At 71.2% G+C, this 24,565-nt stretch carries 29 protein-coding genes and 1 pseudogene; 21 read left to right on the top strand and 9 right to left on the bottom strand.

The window, feature by feature from the left end; genetic code table 11:
- Positions 1-106: 106 nt before the first annotated feature.
- The gene (locus RV983_RS17030; RefSeq protein WP_475986632.1) at positions 107-559 is read left to right on the top strand and encodes a Fur family transcriptional regulator; all 453 of its coding nucleotides are present in this window, start codon (positions 107-109) and stop codon (positions 557-559) included.
- A 9-nt stretch (positions 560-568) separates the two neighbouring features.
- Positions 569-1,552 carry a CAF17-like 4Fe-4S cluster assembly/insertion protein YgfZ gene (gene ygfZ / locus RV983_RS17025; protein ID WP_475986631.1) on the top strand — a complete coding sequence of 328 codons (984 nt, stop codon included), beginning with the start codon at positions 569-571 and terminating at the stop codon, positions 1,550-1,552.
- A gap of 32 nt (positions 1,553-1,584) precedes the next feature.
- Here the strand turns inward: ygfZ and dtd are convergent, their stop codons facing one another.
- Positions 1,585-2,010 carry a D-aminoacyl-tRNA deacylase gene (gene dtd, locus RV983_RS17020; RefSeq protein WP_475986630.1) on the bottom strand — a complete coding sequence of 142 codons (426 nt, stop codon included), beginning with the start codon at positions 2,008-2,010 and terminating at the stop codon, positions 1,585-1,587.
- Between the two features lie 223 nt (positions 2,011-2,233).
- On the opposite strand from dtd, the gene RV983_RS17015 reads away from it, so the two are divergent.
- Together RV983_RS17015 and RV983_RS17010 are read left to right on the top strand one after the other, a co-directional pair.
- Positions 2,234-2,761 (top strand): RsiG family protein, encoded by a 528-nt coding sequence (locus RV983_RS17015; protein ID WP_475986629.1) that lies wholly within the window; start codon positions 2,234-2,236, stop codon positions 2,759-2,761.
- A gap of 92 nt (positions 2,762-2,853) precedes the next feature.
- Positions 2,854-4,098 (top strand): GNAT family N-acetyltransferase, encoded by a 1,245-nt coding sequence (locus tag RV983_RS17010; RefSeq protein WP_475986628.1) that lies wholly within the window; start codon positions 2,854-2,856, stop codon positions 4,096-4,098.
- Between the two features lie 4 nt (positions 4,099-4,102).
- Here the strand turns inward: RV983_RS17010 and RV983_RS17005 are convergent, their stop codons facing one another.
- On the bottom strand, positions 4,103-4,282 hold the full coding sequence (locus RV983_RS17005) for a hypothetical protein (protein WP_475986627.1): 180 nt from the start codon (positions 4,280-4,282) through the stop codon (positions 4,103-4,105).
- A 56-nt stretch (positions 4,283-4,338) separates the two neighbouring features.
- On the bottom strand, positions 4,339-4,506 hold the full coding sequence (locus tag RV983_RS17000) for a hypothetical protein (protein WP_475986626.1): 168 nt from the start codon (positions 4,504-4,506) through the stop codon (positions 4,339-4,341).
- 329 nt (positions 4,507-4,835) lie between these two features.
- Here RV983_RS17000 and RV983_RS16995 point away from each other — a divergent pair, with 329 nt between their 5' ends.
- The 7 genes from RV983_RS16995 (at position 4,836) to RV983_RS16965 (ending at position 11,905) form a co-directional block, all read left to right on the top strand.
- Positions 4,836-5,696 (top strand): winged helix-turn-helix domain-containing protein, encoded by an 861-nt coding sequence (locus RV983_RS16995; protein WP_475986625.1) that lies wholly within the window; start codon positions 4,836-4,838, stop codon positions 5,694-5,696.
- Positions 5,645-6,361 carry an HAD family hydrolase gene (locus tag RV983_RS16990; protein WP_475986624.1) on the top strand — a complete coding sequence of 239 codons (717 nt, stop codon included), beginning with the start codon at positions 5,645-5,647 and terminating at the stop codon, positions 6,359-6,361. The genes RV983_RS16995 and RV983_RS16990 overlap by 52 nt, the downstream gene beginning before the upstream one ends.
- Positions 6,362-6,424: 63 nt before the next feature.
- The gene (locus tag RV983_RS16985; protein WP_475986623.1) at positions 6,425-7,162 is read left to right on the top strand and encodes an HAD family hydrolase; all 738 of its coding nucleotides are present in this window, start codon (positions 6,425-6,427) and stop codon (positions 7,160-7,162) included.
- 208 nt (positions 7,163-7,370) lie between these two features.
- A complete protein-coding gene (locus RV983_RS16980) occupies positions 7,371-8,807 on the top strand; it encodes a phosphotransferase (protein ID WP_475986622.1) in 1,437 nt (478 codons plus the stop codon).
- Positions 8,808-9,061: 254 nt separating this feature from the next.
- On the top strand, positions 9,062-9,934 hold the full coding sequence (locus RV983_RS16975; protein WP_475986621.1) for a dihydrodipicolinate synthase family protein: 873 nt from the start codon (positions 9,062-9,064) through the stop codon (positions 9,932-9,934).
- Positions 9,931-10,959 carry an aspartate-semialdehyde dehydrogenase gene (locus tag RV983_RS16970; protein ID WP_475986620.1) on the top strand — a complete coding sequence of 343 codons (1,029 nt, stop codon included), beginning with the start codon at positions 9,931-9,933 and terminating at the stop codon, positions 10,957-10,959. The genes RV983_RS16975 and RV983_RS16970 overlap by 4 nt, the downstream gene beginning before the upstream one ends.
- A 118-nt stretch (positions 10,960-11,077) precedes the next feature.
- A complete protein-coding gene (locus RV983_RS16965) occupies positions 11,078-11,905 on the top strand; it encodes a MerR family transcriptional regulator (RefSeq protein WP_475986619.1) in 828 nt (275 codons plus the stop codon).
- A gap of 4 nt (positions 11,906-11,909) precedes the next feature.
- Here RV983_RS16965 and RV983_RS16960 read toward each other — a convergent pair whose 3' ends face one another.
- The 3 genes from RV983_RS16960 to RV983_RS16950 form a co-directional block, all read right to left on the bottom strand.
- On the bottom strand, positions 11,910-12,458 hold the full coding sequence (locus RV983_RS16960; RefSeq protein WP_475986618.1) for a DinB family protein: 549 nt from the start codon (positions 12,456-12,458) through the stop codon (positions 11,910-11,912).
- A gap of 73 nt (positions 12,459-12,531) precedes the next feature.
- The gene (locus tag RV983_RS16955) at positions 12,532-13,305 is read right to left on the bottom strand and encodes a 2-phosphosulfolactate phosphatase (RefSeq protein ID WP_475986617.1); all 774 of its coding nucleotides are present in this window, start codon (positions 13,303-13,305) and stop codon (positions 12,532-12,534) included.
- Positions 13,302-13,751 (bottom strand): nuclear transport factor 2 family protein, encoded by a 450-nt coding sequence (locus tag RV983_RS16950; RefSeq protein ID WP_475986616.1) that lies wholly within the window; start codon positions 13,749-13,751, stop codon positions 13,302-13,304. The genes RV983_RS16955 and RV983_RS16950 overlap by 4 nt, the downstream gene beginning before the upstream one ends.
- A 194-nt stretch (positions 13,752-13,945) precedes the next feature.
- On the opposite strand from RV983_RS16950, the gene RV983_RS16945 reads away from it, so the two are divergent.
- From RV983_RS16945 to RV983_RS16935, 3 genes are all read left to right on the top strand, one after another.
- Positions 13,946-14,443, top strand: a complete 498-nt coding sequence (locus tag RV983_RS16945) for a helix-turn-helix domain-containing protein (RefSeq protein WP_475986615.1) — start codon at positions 13,946-13,948, stop codon at positions 14,441-14,443.
- 53 nt (positions 14,444-14,496) lie between these two features.
- Positions 14,497-15,132, top strand: a complete 636-nt coding sequence (locus tag RV983_RS16940) for a hypothetical protein (protein WP_475986614.1) — start codon at positions 14,497-14,499, stop codon at positions 15,130-15,132.
- A 151-nt stretch (positions 15,133-15,283) separates the two neighbouring features.
- Positions 15,284-15,622 carry a DUF2516 family protein gene (locus RV983_RS16935; RefSeq protein WP_475986613.1) on the top strand — a complete coding sequence of 113 codons (339 nt, stop codon included), beginning with the start codon at positions 15,284-15,286 and terminating at the stop codon, positions 15,620-15,622.
- Between the two features lie 42 nt (positions 15,623-15,664).
- Here the strand turns inward: RV983_RS16935 and RV983_RS16930 are convergent, their stop codons facing one another.
- Positions 15,665-17,059: a PP2C family protein-serine/threonine phosphatase gene (locus RV983_RS16930; RefSeq protein ID WP_475986612.1), complete on the bottom strand. Its 1,395-nt coding sequence runs from the start codon at positions 17,057-17,059 to the stop codon at positions 15,665-15,667.
- Positions 17,060-17,414: 355 nt separating this feature from the next.
- Complete coding sequence (locus RV983_RS16925) at positions 17,415-18,215, bottom strand: class I SAM-dependent methyltransferase (protein WP_475986611.1); 801 nt, start codon at positions 18,213-18,215, stop codon at positions 17,415-17,417.
- A gap of 263 nt (positions 18,216-18,478) precedes the next feature.
- On the opposite strand from RV983_RS16925, the gene mshA reads away from it, so the two are divergent.
- The 3 genes and pseudogenes from mshA to RV983_RS16910 all read left to right on the top strand — a co-directional run.
- A complete protein-coding gene (mshA, locus tag RV983_RS16920; protein WP_475986610.1) occupies positions 18,479-19,840 on the top strand; it encodes a D-inositol-3-phosphate glycosyltransferase in 1,362 nt (453 codons plus the stop codon).
- Positions 19,833-20,339: a YbjN domain-containing protein gene (locus RV983_RS16915; protein WP_475986609.1), complete on the top strand. Its 507-nt coding sequence runs from the start codon at positions 19,833-19,835 to the stop codon at positions 20,337-20,339. The genes mshA and RV983_RS16915 overlap by 8 nt, the downstream gene beginning before the upstream one ends.
- Before the next feature lie 56 nt (positions 20,340-20,395).
- Positions 20,396-20,740, top strand: a pseudogene (locus tag RV983_RS16910) (hypothetical protein); the annotation flags it as partial.
- Here RV983_RS16910 and RV983_RS16905 read toward each other — a convergent pair.
- Positions 20,741-22,009 carry an MDR family MFS transporter gene (locus RV983_RS16905; protein ID WP_475986608.1) on the bottom strand — a complete coding sequence of 423 codons (1,269 nt, stop codon included), beginning with the start codon at positions 22,007-22,009 and terminating at the stop codon, positions 20,741-20,743. It abuts the pseudogene before it with no gap.
- 105 nt (positions 22,010-22,114) lie between these two features.
- Here RV983_RS16905 and RV983_RS16900 point away from each other — a divergent pair, with 105 nt between their 5' ends.
- The 4 genes from RV983_RS16900 (at position 22,115) to RV983_RS16885 (ending at position 24,502) form a co-directional block, all read left to right on the top strand.
- Positions 22,115-22,876, top strand: coding sequence for a phosphoglyceromutase (locus tag RV983_RS16900; RefSeq protein WP_475986607.1), 762 nt, complete (start codon positions 22,115-22,117; stop codon positions 22,874-22,876).
- Positions 22,877-23,130: 254 nt separating this feature from the next.
- A complete protein-coding gene (locus RV983_RS16895; RefSeq protein ID WP_475986606.1) occupies positions 23,131-23,451 on the top strand; it encodes a VOC family protein in 321 nt (106 codons plus the stop codon).
- A gap of 32 nt (positions 23,452-23,483) precedes the next feature.
- Positions 23,484-23,924: a GNAT family N-acetyltransferase gene (locus RV983_RS16890; RefSeq protein ID WP_475986605.1), complete on the top strand. Its 441-nt coding sequence runs from the start codon at positions 23,484-23,486 to the stop codon at positions 23,922-23,924.
- A 98-nt stretch (positions 23,925-24,022) separates the two neighbouring features.
- Entirely contained in the window at positions 24,023-24,502 is a 480-nt protein-coding gene (locus RV983_RS16885; protein ID WP_475986604.1) for a VOC family protein, read from the top strand.
- Positions 24,503-24,565: the final 63 nt, after the last annotated feature.

The following is a 24,565-nucleotide window of genomic DNA, read 5'->3' as shown; positions in this document are numbered from 1 at the left end:
CCGGGCCGCGCCGGCCCGGGCCGTCCGCAGCCGCTGCCGTCCGCGCGGGCGGCCCCGCCATGTCGCGCCGGGCCGCCGGCGGCGCCCTTCCGCCTAGACTGTCCTCGTGGTGACCACGGACTGGAAGAGCGATCTGAGGCAACGCGGGTACCGGCTGACGCCGCAGCGCCAGCTGGTCCTGGAGGCGGTCGACGTCCTGGAGCACGCCACTCCGGACGAGATCCTCACCGAGGTGCGCAGAACCGCCTCCGGGGTGAACATCTCCACCGTCTACCGCACGCTGGAGCTGCTGGAGGAACTGGGCCTGGTCAGCCATGCCCACCTCGGCCACGGCGCCCCCACGTACCACCTCGCCGACCGGCACCACCACATGCACCTGGTGTGCCGGGACTGCGAGTCGGTCACCGAGGCCGACATCTCCGAGGCCGCGCCGCTGACCGACCGGCTGCGCGCCACCTACGGCTTCGAGACCGACATGAAGCACTTCGCGATCTTCGGCCGGTGCGCCGACTGCGCGCGGAAGGCCCGAACGTCTGAGGGTTCAACTACCGAGACGTAGGCTGGTTCCATGCAGCGACAAACACTCACCAGCCCCCTGCTGTCGCTCCCCGGTGCCGTTCCCGCAGAAGGCCCTGACGAGGGAGTCGCCGCGCACTACGGGGACCTCTTCCGCGAGCAACGGGCCCTCGCGGACGGCAAGGGCTTCGTCGATCTGTCCCACCGCGGTGTCGTCGCCGTCACCGGCCAGGACCGGCTCGCCTGGCTCCACCTCCTGCTCACCCAGCACGTCACGGACCTGCCGCCCGGGCAGGCCGCCGAGGCGCTGATCCTCTCCGCGCACGGCCACATCGAGCACGCGCTCTACCTCGTCGACGACGGCACCACCACCTGGATGCACGTCGAACCCGGCACGCAGGGCGACCTCGTCGCCTACCTGGAGAGCATGAAGTTCTTCTACCAGGTCGACGTCGCCGACGTGACCGGCGAGCACGCCGTCGTCCACCTCCCGGCGGGCAGCATCGCCGCCGTCCCCGAGGGCTGGACGGTGCGCGAGGTCCCGTACGGCCGCGACGTCCTCGTGCCGCGCGCCGAGCTGGATGCCTTCGCCCGGGGGTCCGCCGGCACCCCGGTCGGCGTGCTGGCCCTGGAGGCGCTGCGCATCGAGGCCCACCGCCCGCGGCTGGGCCTGGAGACCGACCACCGCACCATCCCGCACGAGCTGGGCTGGCTGGGCACCGCCGTCCACCTCGACAAGGGCTGCTACCGCGGGCAGGAGACCGTCGCCCGAGTGCACAACCTCGGGCGGCCGCCGCGCCGGCTGGTCTTCCTCCACCTCGACGGCAGCGAGGTCAAGCTCCCCGGCCACGGCACGCCCGTGCGCATCGCCGCCGACGGGCCGGACGGCCGCCAGATCGGCACCGTCACCTCCTCCGCCCGGCACTGGGAGCTGGGCCCCATCGCCCTCGCGGTGATCAAGCGCAACACCCCCGTGGACGCGCTGCTGCTGGCGGACGGTACGGCCGCGAACCAGGAGACCGTCGTCGAGCCCTGAGCAAGGGCCGCCGGGACGCCGGATCAGGGATCTCAGAGGTCGAGGACCACGGTGAACGGGCCGTCGTTCGTGAGCGAGACCTTCATGTCCGCTCCGAAGCGGCCCGTCGCCACGTCCGCGCCCAGCGCGCGCAGCTGCGCGACCACCTCGTCCACCAGCGGCTCGGCGACAGGGCCGGGAGCGGCGGCGTTCCAGGTGGGCCGGCGCCCCTTGCGGGCGTCACCGTAGAGAGTGAACTGCGAGATCACCAGCAGCGGCCCGCCGATGTCGGAACAGGACTTCTCGTCGGGAAGGATCCGCAGACTCCAGAGCTTGCGGGCGAGCTGCGCCGCCTGCTCCTTGGTGTCGTCGTGCGTGACCCCCACCAGCACGCACAATCCCGGACCGGCGATCTCGCCGACCGTCTCGCCGTCCACCACGACCTTCGCTTCGCTCACCCGCTGGGCCACCGCTCGCATGGCCACCATTCTCGCGGGTCCCAGGGGGCGCGCGGCACCACGGCCGTACGCCCGCTTGGGCTCACGTACAACTGTCCGGCGCGGCCGTTCGGGTGCAGGTGCCTGCGGGACACAGGTAGTGGGTGGCACGATCGAGATCTGCCCGACGCGGGGGACGAGGGGACGGACAGACATGAAGCACAGCGGTACGACAAGTACCACCGGGACGGCGGAAGGCGAACGCATGCTCAAGGCACCGGGCCCGCGCTCACCGTTCCCCGACGCGCCGCAGCCCGACTTCGCGGGGCTCACCCTCGCAGGCCTGCGCACCGCGCGCCGCGAAGCACAGCTGGAGGAGGCCGATTTGTCCTACCTTCGACGGCTGCTGCAGGGCCGCATCGACATCCTGCGCGCCGAACTCGCGTGCCGCACCGCCCCCGACGCGCCCGTGCTGGACCGGCTCTCTGAGATCCTCACCGACGCCCCGTCCCGGCACCGCACCTCCGCCCGGCACGTCACCATGCGCACCCCGCGCAGCGAGCGGTACCGGCAGCTCGCCGAGGAGATGCTCGCCGAGGTCGAGCTCTCCGACCTTCAGGCCCGCACCGACCAGGAACTGCACGACGCTATGGGGCGGCTGGTCCGCCACGAGCAGCAGGTCTCGCGCTGCCGGCACTCGCTCCAGCACACGGTCGACGGGTGCAGCACCGAGATCGCCCGGCGCTACCGCGCGGGCGAGGCGCGGGTCGAGGACCTGCTGTCGGGCGACTGAGGGCGCGGGAGGGAATCCGGCCGGAAACCTGCGGAGAAACCTGCGGAAAAAGGGGATGCGCGGAGGCGTGACCGGCGCCTACCGTGCGGGACATGAGCCTTGAGGTCCGCACGCTCGAAGCATCCGACTTCGCCGGCTGGCTGCGCGCCGCCCGACTCGGTTTCCACCGTCCCGCCACCGTCAGCGACGAGGATATCGAGCTGCGGCGGCCCTACGCGGACCTCGCCCGTACCCAGGGCGCCTTCGACGACGGCCGCTGCGTGGCCACGTTCCGCAGCATGCCGCGCGACATGACCGTGCCCGGCGGCGCCGTCCTGCCGACCAGTGCGATCACCCAGGTCACCGTCTCCGCCACACACCGCCGCCGCGGCGTCGCCTCCCGCATGATGGCCAACGAACTGGCCGCCACCGCCGAACGCGGAGAACCGCTCGCGATCCTCATCGCCGCCGAGTTCCCGATCTACGGCCGCTTCGGCTTCGGCCCGGCGGCCGGCGTCACCGAGTGGCACGTCGACACCGCCCGCGCCGGCCTGCGGCCGCCCGGCGACGACGAGGACGGCCGCGTCGAACTCGTCGACCCCGCCGACGTCCTCAAGTCCGGCCCGGAGCTGCACGAGCGGGTACGGGTGCAGGCCCCCGGCTCGATCAACCGCAACGACCGCTGGTGGGAGCTGTTCACCGGCAAGGTCCAGGGGTCGTCCGACGACCCCTGGAAGGAACCGATCTTCGCCTTCTACCGGGACTCCGCGGGCCGCGTGGACGGTATGGCCGCCTACACCGTCGCCGATACGTGGCACGGCATGTACCCGGAAGCCCCCCTGGAGATCAAGAACCTGATCGCGGCCACCCCGGCCGCCGAGCGGGCCCTGTGGCGCTACCTGCTCTCCGTCGACTGGGTCTCCACCGTGCGTACGGGCTTCCGCGCCCACGACGACGTCATGCCGCTGCTGCTCGCGGACCGCCGTGCCGCCCGGGTCGACAACAGCTCCGACTTCCTGTGGCTGCGCTTCGTCGACGTGCCCCGGGCGCTGTCCGCCCGTACCTACGCCGCCCCGGGCACTGTGGTTCTCGACGTCCTCGACCCGTACGGCTACGCCGCCGGCCGCTTCCGCCTCGAAGCCGCCCCCGACGGCACCGCCACCGCCGAGGCGGCCCCCTCCGCCGCCCCGGACCTGACCCTCACCGCGGCCGACCTCGCGGCCCTCTACCTGGGCGACGAGTCCGCGGTCCGCCTCGCCACCGTCGGCCAGGTCACCGAATCCCACCCGGGCGCGGCGGCCCGGGTGGACGCCCTGTTCCGCACCTCGCGCAAGCCCTGGGCGATGGACGGCTTCTGACGGGTCAGCGGCCGCTGTACGAGACGAGGACCAGCAGGACCAGCACCCCGCCCACGCACATCGCGTGGCTCGACCGCGCCTTGGCCCCGACCGCGACCAGTACGACACCCAGCCCCATCAACGGGCCGAACCGCCGGCCGAGGCACTCCTCGGCAATCGCCGCCATCACGTGACTCCACAACATGACCCACCCCTTTCGCAGGCGGCCGCCGAACGGCGCGGGCCCCGCTGCCGCTGTCCCTAGCGGGTCAGCAGCAGCGCGATCACCACGAGTCCGACACAGGTGAACGTCGTGTTCCGGGCCTTGTGGCCCACCGTGAACATTCCGAAGGCGAGGGCGCCGGCCGCGCCGAACCGCCACTGGAACAGTTGCTCGAAGGCGAAGGCGCACAGAGCGAGTGCGGGCATAGCGGATCACTCCTTTGTGGCGCGCTGTCTCGCGCGTCCCGCGTGGCGCGGGACGGCAGCGGAAGAGGACGCGAGGATCAGGGGGAGGGGCGGAAGGTCAGAAGCGTGCGAGCGAGCCCGTCAGTTCGGCGCTGCACCATCACCCGCGGCCATTCCCGTCACATCGTCGGGCCGGGACGCCGCGGTCCCCGTGGGGTCAACTGCTCCAACTTGTCTGCCAGCCGGAGCAGTTGACTGCGGTCATGTCTTGGTTGTTCCCGTTGGCTGCAGGTCCATAAACTCAACGCACTCAACTCAACCTGGCTGACCGGAAGCTGTAGTCTTCTTGCGTGAGCGACGACCGACGGAAGGTTGGAGCCAGGCGCGCATGGGAGCGTGTGGCCGATTCGCTGCGTCACCAGATCGAGGCCGGCGAGATCGTAGTCGAGGAGCAACTCCCCACCCAAGCTGAGCTGGTGGATCGCTTCGATGTCTCCCGCGCCACCGTTCAGAAAGCGCTGAAGCAGCTCCAGGATGAGGGTTACGTAGAGTCAGCGCAGGGCAAGGGAGTCTTCGCCCGAAACTGGCGCAACCCGACACCGGCACATACCAACGGCGCGGCGCATCGTTCGGATTCGGCCAGTGTCGAACTGGAGGACGCCGTCGCGGAGGCGTTCGAGGCGGATGACATCACGATCGACGCCTACTGCCTGACGAGCGAGTCGTTGAACACGGCTCTGAGCCGTCCGGTCAGCCGAGTCCTGCGTGGCGAGCTGCGCCCCTCCTCGATCAGGGTCAGGCTGCTGCTCCCCAGCCCCAACGCCTTGCTGGCAGTGCCCAGCAACGTGGCCGACCCGGAGGATCCCCGTCCGCGACAGCGGCTCGCCGACTTGATCGATCTCCAGTCCCGGCAACTCCACAATCTGCTCGGGGACTTGCATACTCGCGGGTTGACTGATTCGGTGAAGATCACGACCAAGACAGTCGCGATCACGCCTGTGAACAAGTTCTATCTTCTGAACGGCGACGTGGGGCTGACCGGCTACTACGCCGTCCACCGGCAGGCCGTGGACGTGCCGGGCGGAGCGGTGGTCGAGATCTTCGACGTGTTCGGTGTGGGAGCGCGCCTGTATCGACAGGGATCGGCAGAATTCGACGAATGTCAGGCATGGTTCGACTCACTCTGGACGCTGATCGCGAAGACCGCGTGATGGCAAATGCCGTCGACTCCGTCTTGTTCGACTTTGACGGCCCCCTCTGCACGCTCTTCGCCGGCCACCCCGCCGACAGGGTCGCCGATGTCCTGAAGGAGCGGATGCGTCAGTACGGACCGCTGGCGGCCGAAGTGGAGTCGTGTGGCGATCCGCATGCGCTGTTGGTGATGGTGGCCGGCAAGCCCACCGAATACGCGGCAGGCCTGGGCGACGAATTGGATGGCACGCTGGCCAAGGAAGAGGTCGTCGCCGCGGGTTCGGCCGTGCTCACGCCAGGTGTGGACACGCTCGTCAAGTCCCTGCACGAGCGGGGAACCCGGCTCGGTGTGGTGACCAACAACTCCGAGGAGTCCGCGCGGCTCTTCCTCCTCAGCGCCGGGCTGCTGGATGCGTTCGACGGACCCGTCATCGGCCGTCCCCGCGACGCACTCCTGATGAAGCCCAACGGGTACATGCTCCGGTCGGCGCTGGACGTCCTGGGAACCCCTCCGCAGCGGTGCCTCTTCGTCGGGGACTCATGGCGGGACGCTCGGGCGGCCCGCAGCGTCGCGATCCGTTTCGTGGGTTACGCGCGTACCCCACGAAAGAGGGATGAGCTCGCCTCAGCCGGTGCTGCCACACTGATCTCTCACATGGCCGACATGGAAAGCCTGGTGTGGTGAGAGTCTTGCTTCATGTGTGGCCGCACTCTGGCGCAGGGCGAAGGGCGGAATCACACTCGCTGAGTGACTTCTGATGGCGAGCCGCTGATGGGCAGTGGTCTTCAGGCTCGTCACGATGCTCTGGTCGGCGTCGTGGGCGTTCTCTTCGACTTCGACGGCCCGCTGTGCCATCTCTTTGACACGACGTCTGCGTCATTTGTGGCCCGCGAACTCTGGACGTTCATCAAGGAAGCGGGACTTCCACCCGTCATCTCGGTGCCGCCCGACAAGCGCGGCAGCCCACTGGATATCCTCAAGGGCGCGGCGGCCGACTGGAGCGACCTGGACGACGTCGGGCTCCTTGAACGGCATCTCGCTGAATGGGAGTATCGCGCTGCGGGCGGAGCCAAGGAGACCGACGGGGCGGCGGAATTGGTGGGGGCGCTCCATCTCGAGCGAATACCGATTGCGATCACCACAAATAACTCGGAAGCGGCGGTGCGGCGGCATCTCAAGAAATGGGGGATGGCTGAACCGTTCCAGGACCGCATCCACGGGCGGCTGAGCGTTCGGGCAGGGAAACCACTGAAAGTGAAACCCGATCCGGACTGTATCGAGCGTGCACTCGCAGGAATCGGGACCGAAGATCGCGGGAAAATTCTGATGATAGGCGATTCACCAGACGATGTGGCGGCCGCGGGGAGGGCCGGGGTCCGGTTCCTCGGCTTCCAGAATCCCGACGGCAACACAGGGCTCCAGGACGCCTATCCGCATCTGCGCCCGATCGAGCACCTCGGCGAGCTGGCCAGGGGGCTCGGCTGAAGCGGCCTCCGTGTGAACGTTCCGGTTCCGGTTCGTCGGGGCTCCCGAGGTGGGTGGTGGTGACTGGAACACGGCCGTGCCGCTGTGGTGTCAGGCGCGATGGGGCAGATTCGCCCTCTTGGGTCAGGCCGGTTCATTTCCTTTGCTGACGACATGTCGGCATACTTATGCGAACCTCGGTACGTCTTCACGTGCGGAATGTATAAGTATGGGGCCGGAGAGCTGTCGAAGAAGGCGGCGAAAGGCCCGTGCGGGTCTTTTGGCGGCCGGCCTCGATCCCGGCGAACGGCTTCGCACCGGGTCGCGCGGTACTAGCATCGGCCCCTTCAGACCTAGGTCGAGGAAACCGGTGTCTACGACTGTCCATCGCGAGGCTCAGCAGTGGGGGGAATGCGTCGTGGGGCCCCTCGGGGGGCACCATAACGAGTCATATGCCGTGCGCATGTCGCACGATTCCGGATCCGGGATCCGGGACCTCTGGGTCAAGCTGCGTGCGCCGCAGTCGGGCGTCATCCGGTACGACCAGCGGTGTTTCAAGTCCGAAGAGGCATTGCTGATTTTTCTCCAAGAGCGGGTTCCGCGAATCCCCAGGGTCATTGGCCCGGAGTCGGTGATCCCCGTTCACAGTTTTATCGAGGGTCTCACCTTGGGGGAGCTCTCCGGAAGCCAGGGGCCGGTCGATCCCTTCTACGTGGAACAGATCATGGAGGTCTTCGGGGCTCTCGCGCGCATCAACCCCCGAAAAATCTCCCTCCAAAGGGTCTGTGGCAGTGCCCCGCCGAGATGGCGTTGTCGGGGGGACTCGGGGGTCTTCTATCGAAGGCTTGTGGAATTCACTGGAGCGTCCGCGTACGGGGACCGGGCCCTTCCGTTTCGGGATCTGCTCGGTAAGTTCGGCGTTTCGGAAGAATTGCTCGAAAACCTCAAGGCTCGTTCTGGGGGGTTGGCGAGGCGGCCCTCCCTCCTCATCCACGGGGACCTGCACCGCGAGAATCTCATCGTTGATGAGGACAAGGCTCTGTGGACCATCGACTGGGAGCTCGCCAGGATCGGCGACCCGCTGTACGAGCTGGCTACGCACCTGCACCTGATGCGCTACCCCGAGGATCAGGAAAGGGAAGTGATCGATCGCTGGAAGGCCACGGTCGAGGCAGCACGCAAGGGTGCGACCCGGGGCACGGACGACGACCTTCCGCACTACCTGGCATTCAAACGCGTGCAGTCGGCCCACACGGACATCATGCGGGCGGGCCTGAGACTCGCCCTGCTGCCGGACGGCTCCGCCGAGTTGACCGAGGCTGCGGCGGAGGCGGCGCATGTGATCGCCAGTGCCTTGAAGGCGGTCGAAGGGATCGGCGGCGGTGCGAAGAGGACAACCCCGTCGATGGGCGAGGTGGAGTCCGTGCTCCTCTCGTGGCGTGGGGAGTTCGGCCGAGGCGTCGCGGCTCAGCACCACGCGATGGCGCTCGAGAGCGCGCCCGCCGTCCACGTGCATCATGGCAACAGGGAGTTCCGTGGTGTGTGGGACCGGCTCGTCAACCGGTGCGAGAGCCGGTGTGCGGAGCGTGAGGTGGCGGAGGGCGGCGGCGAGCCAGTAGCCGCGGACGCCGAAGCGACTCCAGCGCCGGTGCTGGCAGCGAGGTGAAGCAGGTGAAGCCGGTGAAGTCTCGCTGTGCGCCGGCGATGACATCGTGCGGGCCTACATGGACGTCGAGTACGTGCAGTCAGTGTCGCTGAGGTGGTCAGGGCGGCGGTCCGCCGTGGTTGTAGCCGGCTGGTCGGGCGGTAGCCGAGTCGCTGGGGCAGCTCGACCGGCAGCGCCATCGTGCAGTGCTGCTAATCCGTGGGGTGAAGGACATTTAACTGGACCTTGACGGTTCGGTGGCCCACGCTCGTCGCATGGGGATTCACGTACCGCTGATCACGCCCTTCGACGCCGACGGCAGTCTGGACGGCGCCGCGCTGGAGCGGCTCGCGCACGACGTGCTGGACGACGGGGCGGAGGGCCTGGTCGCGCTCGGGACGACGGCCGAGCCGGCGGCGCTCGACGAGGGGGAGAAGGCGCTCGTCCGCGAGATCGTGGGGCGGGTCTGCCGCGGGCGGGGTGCGCGGTTCACTGTCGGGGCCGGCGGTGCGGACACGCGCCGGGCCGCGGAGGAACTGCGGTCGCTCGAGGCGGATGCCGCCCTCGTGACCGTGCCGGCGTTCGTGCGGCCCTCGGAGGACGGCGTGGTCGCGCACTTCGAAACCCTGGCCGCGGCCTCCGCCGTGCCGCTGGTCGTCTACAACATCCCGTACCGCACCGGGCGCACCCTCAGCGCGGACACCGTGCGCCGGATCGCCGCCATCGACGGGGTGCACGGCTTCAAGCACGCCGTCGGCGGCATCGACCAGGACACCGTCCTGCTGGTGCGGGACGTGCCCCTCTACGCGGGGGACGACGTCTTCGCCCCCGCCCTGCTGGCACTGGGCGCCGCCGGGGCGATCCTGGCCTCCGCGCACCTGGCGACCGCGCAGTGGGTGGAGCTGGCCCGTCTCCACGATCCGGAACGCGCGCACGCGCTCGCGAGGCTTGCCGCCGCCTGCTTCGCCGAGCCGAACCCCACGGTGACCAAGGCGGTGCTGCACGCTCAAGGACGCATTCCCACCCCCGCGGTCCGGCTGCCCCTGCTGCCGGCCGGGCGGCCGGCAGTCGAGACGGCCCTTTGGGCACTCGCCGAGGCGGGGGATACTCGGGACGGTACGTACGCACTGATCGGAGAGACCGGATGAGGATCGGAATCGTCGGAGCCACCGGCCAGGTCGGCGGCGTCATGCTCAAGGTGCTGGCCGAGCGTGACTTCCCGGTGGAGCGGCTGCGGCTGTTCGCGTCGGCCCGCTCGGCGGGACGGACGCTGCCGTGGAAGGACGGCGAGATCACCATCGAGGACGCGGCGACCGCCGACTACGCGGGTCTCGACATCGTCCTGTTCTCCGCGGGCGGTGCCACCTCCAAGGCGCTCGCCCCCAAGGTCGCCGCCGCGGGTGCGGTCGTGATCGACAACTCCTCCGCCTGGCGGATGGACCCCGAGGTCCCGCTCGTGGTGTCCGAGGTCAATCCGCACGCGATCGCGGACCGACCCAAGGGCATCATCGCCAACCCGAACTGCACCACGATGGCCGCGATGCCGGTGCTGCGCCCGCTGCACGACGAGGCGGGGCTGACCGCGCTGGTCGCCACCACCTACCAGGCGGTCTCCGGTTCCGGCCTTGCCGGTGTCGCGGAGCTCGACGGGCAGGTCCGGAAGGTCGCCGACCAGGCGGCCGGGCTGACCTTCGACGGCGCGGCCGTGGAGTTCCCCGAGCCCGCGGTCTACCAGCGGCCCATCGCCTTCAACGTCGTCCCGCTGGCCGGGAAGATCGTCGACGACGGCCGCTTCGAGACCGACGAGGAGCAGAAGCTCCGCCACGAGTCCCGCAAGATCCTGGAGATCCCGGAGCTGAAGGTGTCCGGCACCTGCGTGCGCGTGCCGGTCTTCTCCGGGCACTCGCTCCAGGTCAACGCCCGCTTCGCGCGCCCGATCAGCGTGGAGCGCGCCTACGAGCTGCTGGCCGCCGCCCCCGGCGTGGAGCTGTCGGAGATCCCCACCCCGCAGCAGGCCGCCGGCAAGGACCCCTCCTACGTGGGGCGGATCCGTGCCGACGAGACCGTCGAGCACGGCCTCGCGCTCTTCCTGTCCAACGACAACCTCCGCAAGGGCGCGGCGCTCAACGCCGTCCAGCTCGCGGAGCTGGTCGCGGCGGAGCTGCGCGGCTGACGAGCCCCGTCCACGCGTCGTCCGATGCCCGATGCCCCGGCCGAGTGCGCCGGGGCATCGGGCGTTCCCGGGCGCGCTTGACTCTCACACCGTGTGAGGCCCTGCACTGGGAGGCGTCATGTTCGGCATCGGAGACTTCGCCAGGCACGGCCGTGTGTCGGTTCGCATGCTGCGTCACTACGACGCCGTCGGACTGCTGCGCCCGGACCGTGTCGACCCCGCCAGCGGCTACCGCTACTACGCCGCGGGGCAGCTCGCCCGGCTCAACCGCATCATCGCGCTCAAGGACCTCGGCTTCACCCTCGAACAGGTGCGGTCGATCCTCGACGAGAAGGTCGGCGCCGACGAGCTGCGCGGCATGCTGCGGTTGCGCCGCGCCGAGCTCGCGGCGGCCATGGCCGCGGACGCGGCACGGCTGGCCGGGGTCGAGGCGAGGCTGCGGACCATCGAGAGCGAGGGACGGATGACTTCCGACGACGTGGTCGTCAAGCGGGTGCCCGCCGTGCGGCTGGCCGAACTCACCGCGACGGCGGCCGGGTTCGAGCCGGCGCAGATCGGCCCGGTTATCCAGCCGCTGTACGACGAGCTGTGCCGCCGGCTTGAGGCGGCGGGGGTGTTGCCGGTGGGCCCGAGCATCGCCCATTACGAGGAGGCGCCCGGCGGCGAGGGCGCGGTCGTGGTGCACGCCGGGCTCCCGGTGGATGTGGAGCCCGACGCCGGATACGACTTCGCGGTCGTGGACCTGCCGGCGATCGAGAGCGCGGCGACGATCGTGCACCGCGGGTCCATGGACGACGTCCTGCGTACCGAGCAGACGCTCGCCCGCTGGATCGACGCCCACGATCACCGCTCCACCGGCTATCCCCGGGAGTTCTACCTGGAGGCCGGCGGCCACCCCGGCACCTGGGTGACGGAACTGCAGCAACCGCTGGCCTCCGGGGACTGATCCGTCAGCCCATCGGCCGGCCTTCGCGCGCCGCGAGGTCGACCAATTCGAAGGCCGTCCGGCCGTCCAGGGACTCGCGGATGATGTCCGCGTGCCCGGCGTGCCGGGCGGTCTCCTCGATGAGGTGGAGCAGGATCCAGCGGGTGCTGACCTTCATGCCGGGCGGGTTCCACGGCGCGTCCGGCAGCGAAGTCGTCCCCTCCAGATCGGGGAGGGCGAGGACGGCCGCCTCCGTCGCCCGGGCGATCGCGGCCCAGCCGTCCAGCTGACCGGCCAGCGTCTCGCCCTCCAGCAGGCGGAAGCCGTTGACGTAGTCCTCCTGGCTGCCCGCCTTCTCCGCGTGGCCGAGCAGCAGGCCCTGCACCCAGGCCTCCTCGGTGCGGGCGACGTGCTTGACCAGTCCGGCGAGGTTCATCCCGCTCGCGCTCGGACGCGACGCCGCCTGCTCGTCGTCCAGCCCCAGCACCGCCCGGCGCACGCCGGCGCGCTGCGACTCCAGGTAGGCCAGCAGCGCGTCCCGCTCGTCCGTCTCGTTGCGAACCACCGTCGGCATCGTGCACCCCTTGTCCGTCGTTCGCCGGTGTTCCCGGCGTCTCTTACGTCTTCGACGGTACGGAGCAATGCGGTCAGTTCCGGTCCGCAATCCCGAAGGCGCCGTCGGAAAGGACGGGGACGGCGTCGGAGGCGTCGATCTCGGTGGCGACGGCGACGTCCTCCGCGAAGCCGCCTCCGGCCAGTTCCCGTCCCGAGGCGCACGCGGCGACCGTCGCGGCCGGGTCGGGGGTGGCGGCCCACAGCGCCGCGGCCGCGCCCGCCTCGGGGGACGGCGTGGCCCGCGGCGTCCGGGCGCACAGCGCGGCGACGACCGCCCCGGCGCCGAGCAGGTCCTCGAGCGCCGGGCGCAGGCTCCCGTCCGGCCACCGCTCTCCGGCCGGGACCACCGCGACCGGCCGCTCGGGGGTGCCGTATCCGTGCCGCGCGAGCCAGGCTCCCGCCGCCGCCGCGTTGCGCAGGCAGCCCGCGACCACCGTCGCGCCCTCACCGGCTGCCGCGGCGATGGCCGAACCGTTCGGGGACGGCAGCACCAGCCGTTCGGTGCGGGGCGCCCTTCGCAGCGCGGCGGGGGAGAGCGACCACGGCTGCGCCGCGGTCACCTCCCGCCGCCCCACCGCGAGGCGTGCGCCCACGTGGTCCGCGTACTCGCGTGCCGACGTGTCCCGCCAGGCATACGGGTGCACCCTTGTCCCGGCCTCCACCGCCACCGAGACCGAGGTCGTGAACGACAGCACGTCCACCACGACCAGGCCCGCGACCTCGGGTCCCAGCCGCCGCGCGCCCTCCGGTCCCCACTCCAGCCGGACCCCGTGCCCGGACTGGAGCCACCAGGAATCCGCGGTCACGGTGCGATCGGGTCGTCGACCGGGGCGGGGGCGAGGCCGTCGGCGACGAGACCGGCGAAGACGGCCTTGCCGAGCGTCTGCACGGCGGACTGGGGGCGGACCATGACCGTGAACTCCTTGATGCGGCCCGCGTCGTCGAAGTGGAGGAGGTCGATGCCGTGGATGTCCTTGCCGCCGACGGTGGCGCGGAAGAGCAGGATCTCCGAGGGCGCGTCGCCGCCGTCGCCGCTGGTGGCCGAGGTGCCGTCGAAGCGGCCGATGTAGCGGAAGTCCTCGAAGGTGCGCAGCAGGACGCCGAAGAGGCCGAGCACCATGGGCTTGCCCTCGAAGGGCGTGAACGTGACCGGGCTGAAGAACCGGATGCCGTCGGTGAAGAGTCCGTCGAGGCCGGCGAGGTCACCGGTCTCCACGGCGGTGCGGAAACGGTCCGTGGTGGTGGTCGACATGGGCCTGCCGCCTTCCGGGGCCGTCCAGGGGCCCAGTCATGGGGTTGATCAGTCAGTTTCATGACTATCACGCCCGCAGCCCCGCCGGACAGACCCGGGCCCGCCTGGGCTGCGACGGCTGTCACATCCCCTTAACGAGACTTTTGCAAGCACTCTGCTTGCAAAAGTTAGCACGGCGGGGCATGCTCGAAGACATGGCTTCACTCAACGTCGGCAACCTTGGTGAGTACCTGCGGGAGCAGCGCCGCAACGCGAAGCTCTCGCTGCGCCAGCTCGCCGACGCCGCGGGGGTGTCCAACCCGTACCTCAGCCAGATCGAGCGCGGGCTGCGCAAGCCCAGTGCCGACATCCTGCAGCAACTGGCGAAGGCGCTGCGCATCTCCGCCGAGACCCTGTACGTGCAGGCGGGGATCCTCGACGAGCGGGAACAGGGTGACGGCCGGGAGGTCCGTACCGCCATCCTGGCCGACACGGCGATCAACGAGAAGCAGAAGCAGGTCCTGCTCCAGATCTACGAGTCGTTCCGCAGGGAGAGCGCCGTGGTGGAGGAAGCTCAGGACGAGCAGTCCGCCGCGCCGCGCGAGCGTGCGGCGAAGAAGGCGGCGCAAACGGCTGCCGCCGTGCTGAAGCCGAAGGCGACCGCCGGACCGGACGACGGGGGCGGCGGCGACGCCGCGGCCGCCGCGGAGTGACCGGCGGACTCAACAGACGTACACGCCACCATCCTCATACGGGAGAAACCCTCATGGCGATCACCGACGACCTCGTCAAGACCCTCAAGGACCCGACCCCGCTGTACGCGCTGGCCGGCACCGCCGACCTCGCGGCCGAGAAGCTGAAGGAGGTCCCGCCGCTGATCGAGAAGATCCGCAGCGAGGCCCCGGACCGGATCGAGAAGATCCGCGGCACCGACGCCAAGGTCGTGCAGGAGAAGGTGACCGCACAGGCCAAGGGCGCGCAGAACCGGGCGCAGGCCAAGGTCAACGAGCTCTTCGGCAGCATTGACACCGATCTGCGCAAGCTGCGTGACTCCGCCCAGGACTTCGCGCTCCAGCAGGTGGGCCGCGCCGCCGAGTACGCGGTCCGCGCCAAGGAGACCTACGACGGCCTGGCCGAGCGCGGCAAGGACGCGGTCGCGACCTGGCGCGGCGAGGCCGCCGACCAGGTCGAGGACATCGCGGTCGCCATCGAGGGCGAGCCGGAGCCGCGTCCGGCGGCGCAGCCCGCCCCGTCCCCGGCGGCCGCCCCCGTGCAGAACAACTCCGTGCCCGCCCCGGCGCCGGCCCCGGTCGACGACCGGTCCGCCTCGGCGAAGAAGGCCCAGGCGAAGAAGCCGGCTCCTGCCGTCCGCAAGAACGCTCCGGGCAAGCCGGTCTCCTGAGGCCCCAGCACACCCGCGCGCATACCTGCGCGCACCAGAGGGCCGGGCACGCATCGCGTGCCCGGCCCTCCCCCTGGGTGCTTGGCACCGGGGGGCGCCCCCGCCTGGCCCGTACGGGTACGGTGGGAGCCGACGACGGAGGTGGACGGCGATGCTGGTTACGGGTTTCCTGGGTGTCCTGGGACTACTGTCCTGGGCGCTCTTCCTGCTCGCGCTCTTCGCGCTGGTCGACGCCGCGATTCATCGCCAGGACGCTTACCGTGCGGCCGACAAGAAGACCAAGGCGTTCTGGCTGATCGTGCTGGGGATCTCCGCGGTCGTGATGAAGATCTTCTCGATCCTGTCGTTCCTACCGGTCATCGGCCTGGTCGCGGTGATCGTGTACATGGTGGACGTGCGGCCGAAGCTCCGCGAGGTCGCGGGCAAGAACGGCCCCGGGCGCCGCGGCGGCAGCAGCAGCGACGGCCCGTACGGACCGTTCAACCGCTGAGCCCGCGGGGGCCGTTGACGGTCCCTGTGATCCGGCGCCGGATCAGGCGCCGGACTCCAGCAGCAGCAGAGCGACGTCGTCCGTCAGCTCTTCGCCGTTGAGGGCCCGCACCTCGGTGACGGCCGCGTCCAGCAGTTCCTCGCCGCCGAGCCCGGCGGCCAGCTGCCGCCCGATGAGTTCGACCATGCCCTCCTGGCCGAGTCGCTGCGGGCCACGGCCGATGCGGCCCTCGATGAGTCCGTCGGTGTAGAGCATCAGGCTCCACGCCTCGCCGAGTTCGATCCGCGCGCGCTCCCAGCCCGAGGCGCCGGGCAGCAGACCGAGCGCCGGGCCGCCGTGCTCGTACGGCAGCAGCTGCGGAGCCATCCCGGACAGCGAGACCAGCGGGGCGGGGTGGCCGGCCAGATAGAGGTCGGCGGAGCGCCCGTCCGCGGCGATGTCGACTTGGCAGAGGGTCGCGAAGATCTCCTCGTCGGGCCGCTCGTACTCCAGCACCTGCTGCAGCGTGCAGAGCAGCGCGTCACCGCAGAGCCCGGCGAAGGTCAGCGCACGCCAGGCGATCCGCAGTTCCACGCCGAGAGCGGCCTCGTCCGGGCCGTGGCCGCAGACGTCGCCGATCATGGCGTGCACGGTGCCGTCGGGGGTGCGCACGGTGTCGTAGAAGTCGCCGCCGAGCAGGGCGCGGCTGCGGCCGGGCCGGTAGTGGGACGCGAAGCGCAGGTCGGCGCCGTGCAGCAGCGGGGTCGGCAGCAGGCCGCGCTCCAGCCGGGAGTTCTCCTGCGCGAGCAGCCGGGTCTCGGTGAGCTGGCGCTGTGCGACGTCGGCCCGCTTCCGTTCCACCGCGTAGCGGATGGCCCGGGTCAGATGGGAGGGCTGCAGGTCGGCCGGGGTGAGCTGGTCCTGGGCGCCGACGCGGACCGCCTCGGCGGCGCGCTCGGCGTCGGTGTCGCTGCCCGTGGTGAGGACCAGCACGGCGGTGTGCGGCGCCAGCCGCAGCAGCTGCCGCAGCCCGTCGAGACCCGCGGCGGTGTCCGGGCCGAGCTCCAGCAGGATGCAGTTGACGTCGTCGCGCAGCAGCCGCTCGGCCTCGGTCAGGTTGCGGGCGCGGCGGATACGGACCCGGGTCCCCGAGACGTCCAGGAGGTCGGGGACGGTGAAGGTGCCGGAGGGGTCCTCACCGATGACGAGCAGCGTCAGGGCAGGGGAGGTCCGGCCCTCGGCGGGCAGCACTTCCTGGCGCGGCCCCGGCACGGTGGCGAACCGGTCGGCTCGCCGTTCGGTCGCGGGCATCGGCGACATCGGACAATTCCTTCCCTCCCCCCGAGGGCAACGTCCCGGAACGGTGTTGCCACCGTCGGCTCCGAGCACACTGAAGGGCGACCATAGCGGTAGCGCGTGCCCGCGGGGGAGGGCCGGCCGGTGAACCGCCCGTGTCATATGCGCCTGCGAGCTGGGGATTTCGGCTTTCGGGGGGTGAATCGGACATGAGCAACGTCACGTCCCCGCGGAGGCCGAGTGGCGCCCGTCACGTGGGTGCGGGCCGTGCGCCGCAGGTCATCCGGCTTCCGGCGAAGGCGCAGGGGGCCTTCCGGCCGGTCCGGGCCGGCGGGACAGGGCTACCGGAGCGGCGTCCGTCCACAGGGTGTGGACAAGATTCCGCCGCCCGGCCTCGGCCCGGGGCGGCCGGCGGGTGGCGCAGGGCGCCGGCATCGGCGACAACCCCCATCGACGCCCGCCCGCCCGAAAGAAGGTCTGACGGATCGTCATGCGCTCCCGTCGCGGGGACCCGTGATCAGCCGGAGGCGGGTGCCAACGCCTCCCAGCGCAGGGTCACCTCGCCCTGCCGCCAGCGCGCAGCGGTGTCCGTCACCGGCCAGCCGCCCGGGCCGGCCAGGCTCCCCACCGTCCGGATCCAGCGCTGGCGCGCGCCCAGCGACCCGAAGGGCGCGGCAGCCGCCCAGGCCCGGTCGAAGTCGGTGAGGAAGGCGTGCACCGGCTCGCCCGGCACATTGCGGTGGATCAGCACCTTCGGCAGCCGTTCGGCCAGGTCGGAGGGGCGTTCCAGGGAGCCCAGCCGGGTCGCGAACGTCACTGTGCGCGGGCCCTCCGGGCCGATCGCCACCCACACGTGACGGCGGCCGATCTCGTCGCAGGTGCCCTCCACCAGCAGCCCGTCCGGGGCGAGCCGGGAACGCAACCGGTCCCACACCTCCGCTACCCGTGTCTCGTCGTACTGCCGCAGCACATTCGCCGCCCTGATCAGCGCGGGTCTGCGGTCGCCGGGCAGCGGCACCTCGAAGCCGCCGTGCGCGAAGGCGAGCCCCTCGCGGGCATAGGGGGCCGCGGCCTCGACCCGCCCGGGGTCGATCTCGATGCCGACGACCTCGGCGTCCGCGCGGACCGTCCGCAGGCGCTGCAAGAGCTCCAGCGCCGTCCACGGCGCCGCGCCGTACCCCAGGTCCACGGCGAGCGGATCCTCCGCGCGCCGCAGCGCGGCCCCGTGCGCCGCCACGATCCACCGGTCCATGCGGCGCAGGCGGTTCGGATTGGTCGTCCCCCGCGTCACTTCCCCGACCGGCCGCCTCGCTCGCATATGCCGAGCCTATGCGAGCCCCGCGGGGCCGCCGACGGCGTGGAGGCGTGCGACGGCGGCGACCGGGCAGCATCCCCCGGTGGCCGCGGGAGGGACGCCCGGAGCCACCGGGGGATGCCGCCCGCGACGTGCCCGCCTGGCCCGCAGGGTCACGCTTTGGCAAAGCGGAAATGGATCCCGGCCAATGACCGGTTGTACAGGTTCGGGGCCGGTCCGTGCGCAAGCGGCGGCCCGCCCTGAGAACAACAAGGAGGCACGGCGACGTGAGCCAGTACGTGGCGAGGGTCCTGAGCGGTGGTGCGACCCGCCGGCTGCGCCGGCACGGCGTCGGCGGGCGCCGGCCGCGGCGCGTGGCGATGCTCAGCGTGCACACGTCTCCGCTCCACCAGCCGGGCACCGGCGACGCGGGCGGGATGAACGTCTACATCGTGGAGCTGGCCAAACGGCTCGCCGAGGGTTCCGGGATCGAGGTGGAGATCTTCACCCGGGCCACCACGGCCGCGCTGCCGCCTTCCGTGGAGCTCGCCCCGGGTGTCCTGGTGCGGCATGTGGACGCCGGCCCCTACGAGGGCCTGGCCAAGGAGGACCTGCCGGCCCAGCTGTGCGCCTTCACGCACGGCGTGATGCTCGCCGAGGCCAGCCACCGGCAGGGCCACTACGACCTCGTGCACTCCCACTACTGGCTGTCCGGGCACGTCGGCTGGCTCGCCGCCGAGCGCTGGGGCGTTCCGCTGGTGCACGCGATGCACACGATGGCGAAGGTCAAGAACGCCTGCCTGGCCGAGGGCGACACGCCCGAGCCCGCCGCCCGTGTGATCGGCGAGACGCAGATCGTCACGGCGGCCGACCGGCTGATCGCCAACACGGCGGAGGAGTCGGACGAACTCATCCGGCACTACGACGCCGGCCCCCACAAGGTCGCCGTCGTCCACCCCGGCGTCAACCTGGACCGCTTCCGCCCCGATCCGCTGGGGGGCTCCGACGGGCGTGCCGCCGCGCGGGCCCGGCTGGGGCTGCCGCAGGACGCGGTGATCCCGCTGTTCGCCGGGCGGATACAGCCGCTCAAGGCGCCGGACGTGCTGCTGCGGGCGGTGGCCATCCTGCTCGGCGAGGATCCCTCGCTGCGCGACCGGCTGGTGGTCCCGGTCGTCGGCGGCCCGAGCGGCAGCGGCCTGGCGAAGCCGGAGCGGCTGCACAAGCTGGCGGCGCGGCTCGGCATCTCCGACCTCGTGCGGTTCCAGCCGCCGGTCGGCCAGGACCGGCTCGCCGACTGGTACCGGGCCGCTTCGGTGCTGGTCATGCCCTCGTACAGCGAGTCGTTCGGGCTGGTGGCCATCGAGGCGCAGGCCTGCGGCACGCCGGTGGTGGCGGCCCGGGTCGGCGGTCTGCCGGTGGCCGTGAAGGACGGGGAGACCGGCTTCCTCGTACCCGGCCACGATCCCGGCGACTACGCCCGCGCGCTGCGCCGCTTCATCGACCACCCGCATCTGGTCGACACGATGGGCGTGGCCGCGGCCCGCCACGCGGAGTGCTTCGGCTGGGGCGCGGCGGCGGCCAGGACCGCCGAGGTCTACGCGGGTGCGATGGCCGAGCGGCGGCGTCGCCTACGATCGCCGCATGGGTGAGCGGGAGCAGGCGGCGGCACGGTCGGCGGTCGAGCAGGCGCTGAGGGAGGCCGAACTCGACTGGGAGACTGGCGTGTCCGGCGAGTACGTCGTCAAGCTGCCCGGCACGCGCAAGCTCTCCACCACCGTGGCGCTGGCGGTGGGCCGGCACACCCTCTCCGTCAACGCCTTCGTCGTACGCCGTCCCGACGAGAACCACGAGGCGTTCTACCGCTGGCTGCTGGAGCGCAACACCCGCATGTACGGGGTGAGTTACGCCATCGACGGGCTCGGCGACGTCTATCTCGCGGGCCGGCTGCCGCTGGTCGCGGTCGTCCCCGAGGAGGTCGACCGGCTGCTCGGCGCGGTCGTGGAGCACGCGGACGGCAGCTTCAACACCCTTCTGGAGCTGGGCTTCGCGACGGCGATCCGCAAGGAGCACGCCTGGCGGACGGCGCGCGGGGAGTCGACGCGAAACCTGGAGGCGTTCACGCATCTGACCGGCAAGGCCGATCAGTAACCTCGCTCGCCATCACGCGTCGCAACTCTTCCCCGCGCTACGGGGTCATGGCACCCGACACCCGCCGCGGCCTGCCCTTCGCCAACGTACGCACCGAGAGCACCGAGATCACCGTGAACACCGACGGCTCCCATGGCGGCGACGCCTCGGCAGGACCGCTGTACGGGGCGGGCTTCGCGCACTGGAACGTCACCGTCACCGACGGCCGCGCAGGCTGCGTGAAGAACGACGGCATCGCCCCGCGCAGCGCCACCGCCGGCATCTGCGAGGTCACCGCCTTCGGCCGGACCGACGTTCCCGACGTCACCGGGCCGCTGGACTCGCGGCCGGCCTCGTCGGGGAATCCGGCCGTCACCCCGCGCAATCTGTACGAGGCCAAGCGGGCGCTGCGCAGGCCCTGACTAGTGGTCGGCCGTCGGCTCCGGCACGCGGTCCAGGGCCTGCGGCACCGCGCCGACGGGCTCGCGCCGCCGCGTACGTTCCCGCAGCAGCAGCCAGTACCCGGCACCCGCCACCGTGCCGACCACCGCGCACGCCCCCCACGCCACGCCGCCGCCCCAGCGGTCCAGCGCAATGCCGCCCAGCAGCGGCCCGGCGAAGGACGCGGCCGGCCAGGCGATGGAGTACATGCCCTGGTAGCGGCCGCGGGCGTGGGCCGGGGAGAGGTCGGCGACCAGCGACATCGAGGCGGGCGCGTGCAGGATCTCGCCGATCGTCCACACCGCGACGGTGAAGGCGTAGAAGGCCACCGACCCGGCAAAGGCGGTCAGCCCGAAGCCCCAGCCCATCAGGACGGTGCCCGCGGTGAGCAGCGCCGCCCGGCTGCGGCCCTCGACCATGCGGGTCAGCGGGATCTGCAACAGCACGATCAGCAGCCCGTTGAGGCCGATGACCAGGCCGTACTGACTCGCGCTGAAGCCCTGCCGTCCCATGTCGACCGACAGCGTGGTCGAGCCCTGCTGGGTGACGGTGCCGAGCAGGAAGGTCAGCGCGACGAACGCCATGAAGCGGCGGTCGCGCAGCACGATGCCGAGGCCGGCCCGCGACGTCGCGGCCGCCGCGACCGAGGCGCCGTCGCTCCCGGGCATGGTCTCCGGGACCTTGGCCCAGATCACCAGGGCGCACAGCAGCGTCATCACGGCGCCGCCGAGGAACAGCCAGAAGTAGCCCTGCGACGCGATGAGCCCGGCCGCCGCCGAGGACACGCCGAAGCCGATGTTGATCGCCCAGTAGTTGAGGGAGAAGGCCCGTACGCGGTCCTTCGCGGGGACCATGTCCGCCATCATGGCCTGCACCGCCGGCCGCGAGGCGCTGCTCGCCATGCCGAGCGCCGTCGCCACCGCCGCGATCGCCACCTGCCCGTTCGTGTAAGCCAGCGCCGCCGTCCCGGCCGCGGCACCGAGCTGCGCCAGGAGCATCGTCGACCGCCGGCCGACCCGGTCGGTCAGCACGCCGCCGACGACCGCGCCGACCGCGCCACCCAGGCCGTACAGCGAGGCCACCAGACCCGCGTAGGTGGCGGAGTAGCCGCGGTCCAGGGTCAGGTACAGCGCGAGGAACGTCACCACGAAGGCGCCGAGCCGGTTGATCAGCGTGCTGGTCCACAGCCACCAGAAGGTCCGGGGAAGCCCCGACACGGTCTCCCGTACAACTCGTACGACAGCGGGCACGGCGGCGACTCCTCGCGGCTGGTGAGCGTAATAGGCCAAGGCGGCCTGCGCAGCTTACAGGTGCCCTCCGCGGGGGACCAAAGGGTTTTCTCTTAGACTCCAGGCATGGCTGATGCTCCGTACAAGCTGATCCTCCTCCGCCACGGCGAGAGCGAATGGAACGCGAAGAACCTCTTCACCGGATGGGTTGACGTCAACCTCAACGAGAAGGGCGAGAAGGAGGCGGTCCGGGGCGGCGAGCTGCTGGCGGACGCCGGTCTGCTCCCCGACGTCGTCCACACCTCCCTCCAGAAGCGCGCGATCCGCACCGCGCAGCTGGCCCTCGAGGCCGCCGACCGGCACTGGATCCCCGTCCACCGCAGCTGGCGCCTCAACGAGCGCCACTACGGCGCCCTCCAGGGCAAGGACAAGGCGCAGACCCTCGCCGAGTTCGGCGAGGAGCAGTTCATGCTCTGGCGCCGCTCGTACGACACCCCGCCGCCGCCGATCGCCGACGACAGCGAGTTCTCGCAGGCCGACGACGCGCGCTACGCCTCCATCCCCCCGGAGCTGCGCCCGCGCACGGAGTGCCTCAAGGACGTCGTCCAGCGCATGCTGCCGTACTGGTACGACGGCATCGTCCCGGACCTCCTGACCGGCCGCACCGTGCTCGTCGCCGCCCACGGCAACAGCCTCCGCGCCCTGGTCAAGCACCTTGACGGCGTCTCCGACACCGACATCGCGGGCCTGAACATCCCCACCGGCATCCCGCTCGCCTACGAGCTCGACGCCGACTTCCGCCCCGTCACCCCGGGCGGCCGCTACCTCGACCCCGATGCGGCCGCGGCGGCGATCGAGGCCGTGAAGAACCAGGGCAAGAAGAAGTAACTCGACGCGATCAAGCCCCCTGCCTGCGGGTTCTCCGCGGGGAGGGGGCTCGTTGCTGCTCCGGGGCCGACTCCGGGCCCTCCTCTCCGGCTGTGCTCCCACCTCGCGGAGGGCCGCGACGGCTGCCGCAGCGCCTTCCTGAAGTACGCCGTCGAGTATCCCGGCGGAGATCCGTGAGGCCGGAACCCTCAGCTCCGTCAGCCGGTGCACGACCTGGGTGACTTCCCGCGCGCGGATGCCCGCTCGTTCACTCCGTGGATCCCGCGGCCTTGGGGCAGTGGTGGGCCGAGGCTCTCGGCTGGGTCGTGGTCCACTCCTCCGACGACGAGTTCGAGATCGGCCCGGAGCCGGATCGCCTGCCGGGGCTGGACTTCGTCCGGGCCGAGGAGGACAGGACGGCGAAGAGCCGGCTGCATCCCGACTTCAGGCCCGACGACCAGGCCGCCGAGGTGGCCCGCTTCGAGGCTCATGGCGCGAAGCGCGTCGACATCGGCCAGGGTGACCAGGCCTGGGTCGTGATGGCGGACCCCGAAGGCAACGAGTTCTGCATCCTCGGCCAACGGCAAAGCGGTTGACGCCCGGCGCCGGGCGCCGGTTCACTGCCGGGATGTCCCAGCTTCGGATCGAGCAGCCGCACAGCGACGCCGCGCTCGCTGACTGGCAGCGCGTGCACAACGAGATCATCCCGACGGCCGTGCTGTCGTTGGAGGACGTGCGGGAGCGCGCCGGGCGCAACCACCTGGAGGTGGCGTACCTCGGGGACACCCCCGTGGGGTGCACGACCGTGCGGCCGCCGGAGGGTGAGGAGGCCGCGGCCACCGTGATCGCGCGGGTGCTGCCCGGGTACCGCGGGCGCGGGTTCGGGGCGGAGTTGTACGCGCGGGGCTTGGGCACGGCGCGGGAGACGGGCGCCGGGGTGGTCGAGACGGTGGTGCTGGCCTCGAACGAGGCGGGGCTGCGCTTCGCGGAGCGGCAGGGTTTCGTGGAGGTCGAGCGGTACGTGCTGCCGGGGGACACCATCCCGTTCGTGACGCTGCGACTGCCCTGACCCGCGGACGGCGATCGCGGCGACCGATGAGTTCGCCGCGCCCGGGCGGTCGGTACGTGTGACAGTGCTCACGCGCGCTCCGCGTCAGGGAGGTACCGATGACCACCGAGGGTTTCACCACGTGCCTGTGGTTCGACGGGCAGGCCGAGGAGGCGGCGAACTACTACGTCTCGGTCTTCAAGAATTCCGCGATCGGCACGATCGGCCGCTACAACGAGGCCGGCCCGGGTCCCGCGGGCTCCGTGCTGGCGGTGGAGTTCACGGCCAACGGCCAGAAGTTCGTCGCGCTGAACGGCGGGCCGCAGTTCACCTTCGACGAGGCGATCTCGTTCCAGATCCGCTGCGCCGACCAGGCGGAGGTGGACTACTACTGGGACAGGCTCACCGAGGGCGGCGAGGAGGGCCCCTGCGGATGGCTGAAGGACCGGTACGGGGTCTCCTGGCAGGTCTTCCCGCAAGCGCTGCTGGACATGATCGCCGACCCGGACCCGCAGAAGGCCCGCCGGGCCACCGAGGCGATGCTGTCCATGAAGAGGATGGACCTCGCCGCGCTGCGGCGGGCGTACGCCGGGGAGTGAGCGAGCACACGCCGAGGGCCCGTCCGGAACGACCGGACGGGCCCTCGGCCACGGAAAGCATTC

This window comes from Streptomyces sp. RLA123 (assembly GCF_056270165.1).
The sequence above is the reverse complement of the archived record's forward strand: the minus strand, read 5'-3'. Positions and strand labels throughout refer to the sequence as shown.